General features: G+C 67.4%; 8 protein-coding genes. 4 read left to right on the top strand and 4 right to left on the bottom strand.

The genetic code is table 11. The features are described from left to right. Window positions 1-58: 58 nt before the first annotated feature. Together ACWGST_RS16745 and ACWGST_RS16740 are read right to left on the bottom strand one after the other, a co-directional pair. Entirely contained in the window at window positions 59-1,366 is a 1,308-nt protein-coding gene (locus ACWGST_RS16745; protein ID WP_452047800.1) for an ABC transporter substrate-binding protein, read from the bottom strand. 253 nt (window positions 1,367-1,619) lie between these two features. Next, entirely contained in the window at window positions 1,620-2,078 is a 459-nt protein-coding gene (locus tag ACWGST_RS16740; protein WP_452047799.1) for a MarR family winged helix-turn-helix transcriptional regulator, read from the bottom strand. 201 nt (window positions 2,079-2,279) lie between these two features. Here ACWGST_RS16740 and ACWGST_RS16735 point away from each other — a divergent pair, with 201 nt between their 5' ends. Then, complete coding sequence (locus tag ACWGST_RS16735) at window positions 2,280-2,726, top strand: DUF805 domain-containing protein (protein ID WP_452047798.1); 447 nt, start codon at window positions 2,280-2,282, stop codon at window positions 2,724-2,726. A gap of 106 nt (window positions 2,727-2,832) precedes the next feature. On the opposite strand, the gene rplL is transcribed toward ACWGST_RS16735, so the two are convergent. Both rplL and rplJ read right to left on the bottom strand, forming a co-directional pair. Beyond that, window positions 2,833-3,210, bottom strand: a complete 378-nt coding sequence (gene rplL, locus ACWGST_RS16730) for a 50S ribosomal protein L7/L12 (RefSeq protein WP_452047797.1) — start codon at window positions 3,208-3,210, stop codon at window positions 2,833-2,835. A gap of 49 nt (window positions 3,211-3,259) precedes the next feature. Beyond that, window positions 3,260-3,748 carry a 50S ribosomal protein L10 gene (gene rplJ / locus ACWGST_RS16725; protein WP_452047796.1) on the bottom strand — a complete coding sequence of 163 codons (489 nt, stop codon included), beginning with the start codon at window positions 3,746-3,748 and terminating at the stop codon, window positions 3,260-3,262. A 337-nt stretch (window positions 3,749-4,085) separates the two neighbouring features. Between rplJ and ACWGST_RS16720 the strand changes: the two genes are divergently transcribed. The 3 genes from ACWGST_RS16720 (at window position 4,086) to ACWGST_RS16710 (ending at window position 6,796) form a co-directional block, all read left to right on the top strand. Further along, window positions 4,086-4,475 (top strand): RidA family protein, encoded by a 390-nt coding sequence (locus tag ACWGST_RS16720; RefSeq protein WP_452047795.1) that lies wholly within the window; start codon window positions 4,086-4,088, stop codon window positions 4,473-4,475. Window positions 4,476-4,599: 124 nt separating this feature from the next. Further along, window positions 4,600-6,342, top strand: coding sequence for an MDR family MFS transporter (locus ACWGST_RS16715; protein ID WP_452047801.1), 1,743 nt, complete (start codon window positions 4,600-4,602; stop codon window positions 6,340-6,342). 1 nt (window position 6,343) lies between these two features. Next, the gene (locus ACWGST_RS16710; protein WP_452047794.1) at window positions 6,344-6,796 is read left to right on the top strand and encodes a MarR family winged helix-turn-helix transcriptional regulator; all 453 of its coding nucleotides are present in this window, start codon (window positions 6,344-6,346) and stop codon (window positions 6,794-6,796) included. The last annotated feature ends 31 nt before the right edge of the window (window positions 6,797-6,827 follow it).

The raw sequence follows: 6,827 nt of genomic DNA, 5'->3' as shown, positions 1-6,827 counted from the left end.
CGGCGACCGCAGCGTCGACCGTCGACGTCGTCATCGGTTCAGTCCGCTACGAGATCGGTCATCCCCACGCCGACGCCGCAGCTTCTTCCAGTTTCTGCTGGGTTCCGGCCACATCGGTCGGGTTCTCGAAGAAGTCGATCAGGATCTGCCACTCCCCGGCACCCTTCGTGCCGCCGAACGCACTCGGCGCGAGGTCGGACATGTCGAACCGGAAGGTCTTCGCGTTGACGAGCGCCTCTGCGATCTGCTTGCTGGTCTCATCGGGGTACGCGCTGAGGTCGACCTTGTTGTTCGGCGAGGTGAACCCGCCCTCTTCCACCCAGATGGTCGCGGCCTCGGGCGATGCCAGGTACGCCATGAGCGCGCTGGCGCCCTTGTTGTCCTTCAGCTGCACCGCGACGTTGCCGCCGCCGACCACCGCGGGGTCGGATCCGTCGATCGAGGGGAAGTCGTAGAACTTCGCCGTCTCACCGACGACCGACGTGGTGTCGCTCGTGATGTTGCCGGCGACGAAGTCGCCCTCGTAGACGGTTCCCGCTGCGGGCGGGTCCCCGAACACCGCGATGACGGAATCGCCGAACGTGCGCTGCGCGGTGCCCGGCTGGATGAGGGTCGAGTCGCCCCACAGGTCGCCGAGCGTGGTGAGCGCCGTGGTCACGGACTCGTCGGTCCACGGGATCTCATGGTTGGAGAGCTGGTCGTACTTCTCGCCGCCCGCGGTGCGCAGGTAGACGTTCTCGAACCAGTCGGTGAGCGGCCAGCCGGCGTCGGCGCCGATCGAGAGTCCGTAGACGCCCGAGTCGGAGACGACCTTCAGCTGCTTCGTGAAGTCGTCCCAGGTTTCGGGCACTGTGGCGCCCGCGGTGTCGTACACGTCGGTGTTGTACCAGACGGTCGACTTGTTGGCGCCCTTGAACCACACGCCGTAGAGCTTGCCGTCGGAGGAGCCCAGGTCCACCCAGTCCTTCGAGTAGTTGGCCTCGACAGCGGTCTTCACCTCGTCGGAGAGCGGGATGAGGCTGCCGTCCGCCGCCAGGGAGTCGAGGAGGCCGGGCTGCGGGATCACCGCGACATCCGGCGGGTCACCGCCCTCGACCTTGGTGTTCAGCGTGGTGGCCACGTCGGACCCGTAGCTCGTGTAGTTGACCTTCGCGCCGGTGTCGTCGGTGAACTTCTTCAAGACGCTCTCGAAGTTCGTCTGCTCTGCGCCCGACCAGTCGGCCGCCACGTTGAGGGTCACCCCGCTGAGGTCGCCTGCCCCGGATGACGGGCTGGTGCCGCCGGACGTGCACCCCGCCAGAACCAGGGCCAGCGAACCGGCGATCGCCACAGGGGCGATCAATCCACGGTGCCGGAAATGAGTCATTTCATTCCTCCTCGTGCGTTACGTATATACGTGCGACCCGCTCGGGCGATGCTCTCCGGCCCGAAGGATCGATCCATCTGGAACCTACGCCGCCCCTGCCGACAGTTCAACCGTTCCGGGCGGCAACATCGTGAAGTTATGCAATCGTGTTCAGCGGAGCGGCGTCGCGGTGCCGAAGAACGGTCCGCGCCGGCTGAGGTGGCCGAGCCGTCCTCCCAGCGGCGGGCCGACGGCGATGCCGCGGCCGAGCGCCCTACGGTCGCGGCGCCTCGAGCAACGCGGCGCGTGCCCGTTCGAGGCGAGTGCGCACGATCTCGACGGCCGCGGCGAGCGTGTCGAGTTCGCCGGCGTCGAGGTCGTCGAAGGTCGGGGCCAGCGAGTTCGCGAGTTCGCCGCGCCACGCCTCGAGTGCGGCGAGACCGCGCGGGTCGGCCGAGACGAGCATGGCGCGGGCGTCGCTCGGGTCGGCGACGCTCGCCACCCAGCCCCGTTCGCCGAGCGCGTGCACGAGCTTCGTCATGGTCGGCTGGGTGACGCGGCTGACCCGAGCGAGATCGCCGAGCCGCATCGGCCCGAGGTCGCGCAGCACGCTGATCGTGCGCCAGACCGCCGGCGACTCGGTGTTGCCGGTGACGGTCGCGGCGAGTCTGGTCAGCCGGTGGTTCACCGAGACGAGGTCGCCGAGCACGGTGCGGAGGTCGGGTTGCGTCATGACTCGAGTTTACATAGCTGGGCTATGCAACTCTCGCGGGCGAGCCCGGTCGAAGGCGGAGCGATCGCCCGTTCGCGCCGCGCCGCGCCGCCACCCCGCCACCCGAGGCGATCACCGCCATGCTGTCATGGCGCAGCGGCGCCTCGCTGCGTCCCGCCCTGCACGCCACCAAACGGGACCCCGTTCGACCGAAGGAATCGCATGACCACCAGTACCGCAGCCGTACCCCTCTCCCTGCCCCTCTACGGAGCATCGCTCGGCCAGGCCGCCAGTCGATTCTTCAAGAAGTACGCCACGTTCTCGGGTCGCGCGAGCCGCAGCGAGTTCTGGTGGTGGTTCCTCTGCAACACGATCATCGCCGGCGTGCTCTACGCGATCATGGCCGCGGCCGGCTTCAGCGGCGCCACGGTCTCCGAGACCGGCGCCACGACTCCCGGGCCGGGCTTCGCGATCGCCGTGATCCCCTATTCGCTCTGGAGCCTCGCCACGATCGTGCCGTGGCTCGCCCTCGTGTGGCGCCGCCTGCACGACACGAACCGCTCGGGCGGCTGGTACTTCATCGGCCTCGTGCCGTTCGTCGGCAGCATCATCCTGCTGGTGCTCCTCGTGCTGGACTCCGACCCCGCCGGCGCTCGCTTCGACCGCTGACGGAATACGACGGATGCCCCGTGGCTCATGAGCCACGGGGCATCCGCTTCGTTCTGGTGACGCAGGTCACCTCGAACCCGAGTGCGCCCGGATCGGGCGCGCCGGATTACTTGAGGGTGACGGTCGCGCCGGCTTCCTCGAGGGCAGCCTTGGCCTTCTCGGCCGCTTCCTTGTTCGCGCCCTCGAGCACGGCCTTGGGAGCACCGTCGACGACGGCCTTGGCCTCGCCGAGACCGAGCGAGGTGAGCTCGCGAACGGTCTTGATGACCTGGATCTTCTTGTCGCCGGCAGCCTCGAGGATGACGTCGAAGGAGTCCTTCTCCTCAACCTCTTCAACAGCAGCGCCAGCGCCACCGGCAGCGGCGACGGGAGCGGCCGCGGTGACCTCGAACTTCTCTTCGAACGCCTTCACGAACTCGCTGAGCTCGACAAGCGTCAGACCGGCAAACTGCTCGAGCAGCTCTTCAGTGGTGAGCTTCGCCATGATGTATCTCCTAGATATTTGGGGTGTGTAGAACGAGATCGTCGGGCGCTTACGCGGCCTCGGCGGTCTCCAGCTTTTCGCGAAGCGCGTCGATGGTGGCGGCAGCCTTGCCCATCGTCGCCTTCATCATTCCCGCTGCCTTCGCCAGCAGAACCTCACGGCTCTCGAGCGAGGCGTACTTGTTGACCTCGTCGGCACTGAGGGCCTTGCCCTCGAAGATGCCGCCCTTGATCACCAGGTGCGGGTTTGCCTTGGCGAAGTCACGCACGGCCTTTGCGGTGGCGACGAAGTCGCCGTGCACGAAGGCGACGGCGGACGGGCCGACGAGGTCGGCGTCCAGCGTCGTGATCCCCGCGTTGTTCGCGGCGATCTTGGTCAGCGTGTTCTTCACCACGGCGTAGTTCGCGTCCTGACGGATGTCGCTGCGCAGCTGCTTGAGCTGGGCAACCGTCAGGCCGCGGTATTCGGTCAGCAGAACGGCGGCAGAACTCTCGAACAGGTTCGTGAGTTCGGCAACCGAGGCTTCCTTGTTCGCCATGGCCACTCCTTGTGTACTCAACGTGCATCGCGGAGGCGGTGCACGGCCTGGAGCGCTGGAAATCTGAGCGTCGAACAAAAGAAAAAAGCTCCGGCGCAGTTGCGCGGAGCTCGACCGGAAACCCGGAAAGTCTTCGTCACACCTGCGCGGGCCCTTGCTTTCGCAAGACTTCGGTCGCGCTCGCCCTGCTTTCGCAGCGCACGCACGACAACCAGCGGTCTTCGGCTCCGTACAGGCTAACGGATGTCGCGGCTCCCGCCAAATCGCGGGGGCGGGCCCGGAGCGCCGGGACGCGCCGGCCCTCGCCGATGTCGGCGGACGGGAGCAGACTCACGACATGGAGATCACACACCTGAACCCAGAGACACTGCACTCCAACCCCGCGTTCAGCCAGGGCGTCCTCGTGACGGGCGCGCACCGCACGCTGCACGTGGGCGGCCAGAACGGCACCGACCCGTCGGGGGCGATCGTGCCGGGCGGCCTCGGCCCGCAGACCGAGCAGGCGATCAGAAACGTGCTGGCCGTGCTCGCCGAGGTAGGCGCCGACCAGCGCAACGTCGTGCGGCTCGCGGTCTACCTGGCCGCGGGGCAATCGGTCGACGAGGGCTATGCCGCCTCGGCGCGGGTCTGGGGCCCGCAGCCGACCGCGCTCACCGTGCTGATCGTGGCATCGCTCGGCCGCCCCGACGCGCTCGTCGAGCTGGAGGCGACGGCCGTCATCGAGTGAGCGCGAGGAACTCGAGCGGGCCAGGCGGGAATAGTTGACCTACGTCCAAAGTTGACCAAGTGCAACCACTTATATATAGTTGTTGAATATCAACTTGTTAGACGTAAGGAAACACGTGACTTCTGTGGCAGACCAGCCCACAACCGGCACCGTGCCGACCGGGCCCGGCACACCCGCCGGGCCCGATGCACCCGCCGCGCCCGCGCAGCGCACCCCTCGCGAAGTGATCATCGCCATCTCGGGCCTCGTCGTGTCGATGTTCGTCGCCGTGATCTCTGGCACGGTCGTCTCGACCTCGATGCCGCTCATCATCGCCGACCTCGGCGGCGACCAGACGGCCTACACCTGGGTCATCACCGCGAGCCTGCTCGCCATGGCCGTCTCGACCCCGATCTGGGGCAAGCTCGCCGACCTCGTGAACCGCAAGGCGCTGCTCATGACGGCGATCGGCCTGTTCGTGGTCGGTACCGCGATCGCGGGCTTCGCTCAAGACACCACGACCCTCATCGCCGTGCGCGTGATCCAGGGCCTCGGCGCGGGCGGCCTCATGTCGCTCGTCATGATCCTCATCGCCGTCATCATCTCGCCGCGCGAACGCGGCAAGTACATGGGCTTCGTCGGCGGCATCATGGCCGTCGCGACCATCGGCGGCCCGCTGCTCGGCGGCGTCGTGACCGACGCCTGGGGCTGGCGCGCCAACTTCTTCCTGCCGATCCCGCTCGCGATCATCGCGCTCATCGTCATCCAGCGCACGCTGCACCTGCCCCCCATGCCGAAGCGCGCGGTGAAGATCGACTACCTCGGCATCTCACTGCTCACGGTCGGCGTCTCGCTGCTGCTCATCTGGGTCTCCCTCGGCGGGAGCGAGTTCGAGTGGGACTCGATGACCAGCTACGTCATGATCGGCGTCTCGGCTGCCGCAATCATCGGTTTCGTCATCACCGAGTTCTTCGTCGCCGAGCCGATCGTGCCGATGACCCTCTTCAGGAACCGCACGTTCACGCTCTCGGTCATCGCCTCGATCTCGATCGGCGTCGCGATGTTCGCGACCAGTGTCTTCCTCGCGCAGTACTTCCAGCTCGCGCGCGGCGCGACCCCGACCGAGTCCGGCCTCATGACGATCCCCATGATCGTCGGCCAGATGGGCGCCTCCATCCTCATCGGCGCACTCATCAGCAAGTTCGGCAAGTGGAAGCGCTTCATGGTGCTCGGGTCGCTGCTCGTCGTCGTCGGCAGCTGCCTCATGACGACCCTCGACTACGACACCGACTACCTCTGGGTGAGCGTCTACATGGTCGTGCTCGGCGCCGGCCTCGGCATGGTCATGCAGAACCTCACGCTCATCGTGCAGAACGACACCCCGGCCTCGCAGCTCGGTGCCGCGAGCTCGAACGTGAACTTCTTCCGCACGATCGCGGGCACCATCGGCGTCACCATCATGGGCTCGCTGCTCGCCACGCAGGTCACGACGCACATCGCCTCGGGCCTGAAGAGCTTCACGCCCACTTCGGCCGAAGATGTCGACGCGCTGAAGGGGCTCGCGGGCGGCGGCATCCCCCATGTGTCCGAGCTGCCCGGCGGCATCCGCGTCATCATCGAGAACGCCTACGGCAACGGCATCGCCGACGTCTTCTGGCTGGCTGTGCCGCTCGCGGTGCTGAGCGTCATCGCGATCGCGTTCCTGCCCAACAAGGCGCTCTCGACCAAGACCTCGGCCGAGCAGTTGCGAGAGGAATTCGAGCAGGTCGCCATCGACCTTGCCGAGGCCGAGATCGGTGCGCCGGTCACGTCCTCCATTCAACTCGTCGAAGCGGATGCCGCGGCCGCACGTCCGACCACGACCGCCACGGGCAAGGCCGACCGATAACATGACCATCGTGACCGAGGCATCCGAAACCCTCGATGCGGCGATCGCCGAAGTCGAGGAACAGTTGAGCGTGCTCTTCAGCCGGGCTCGCACCGTCTGGAAGGAGGCGGCGCAGCAGGTGCACCCCGACCTGCAGCCGGCCGCCTACAAGCTGCTCGCGGCCATCGTGCGGCACGGTTCGGCCAACGCCCACGTGCTCGCCGACCTGTTCGAGATGGACAAATCGGTGGTCAGCCGCCAGGTGCGCATGCTCGAGGAGTTCGGTCTCGTCGAGACCCGGGCCGATGAGCGCGACGGGCGCGTGCGCGTGCTCGTCGCGACCCCGATGGCCGAGGAGCGCATGCGCGAGGTGCGCGAGGCCAACCACGAGCGTCTGCGCGACGCCCTGCGCGGGCACCCCGAGTCGGAGCTGCGGAGCTTCGCCCAGGTGCTGCAGCGCATCGCCGAGGCCTGAGCCGCGGGGCACCCGGGCCGTAGGCCCGGGT

The organism is Agromyces sp. NPDC055520, assembly GCF_053619715.1.
Note: the sequence above shows the minus strand (reverse complement) of the source record. Positions and strands in the feature narration are given on the sequence as shown.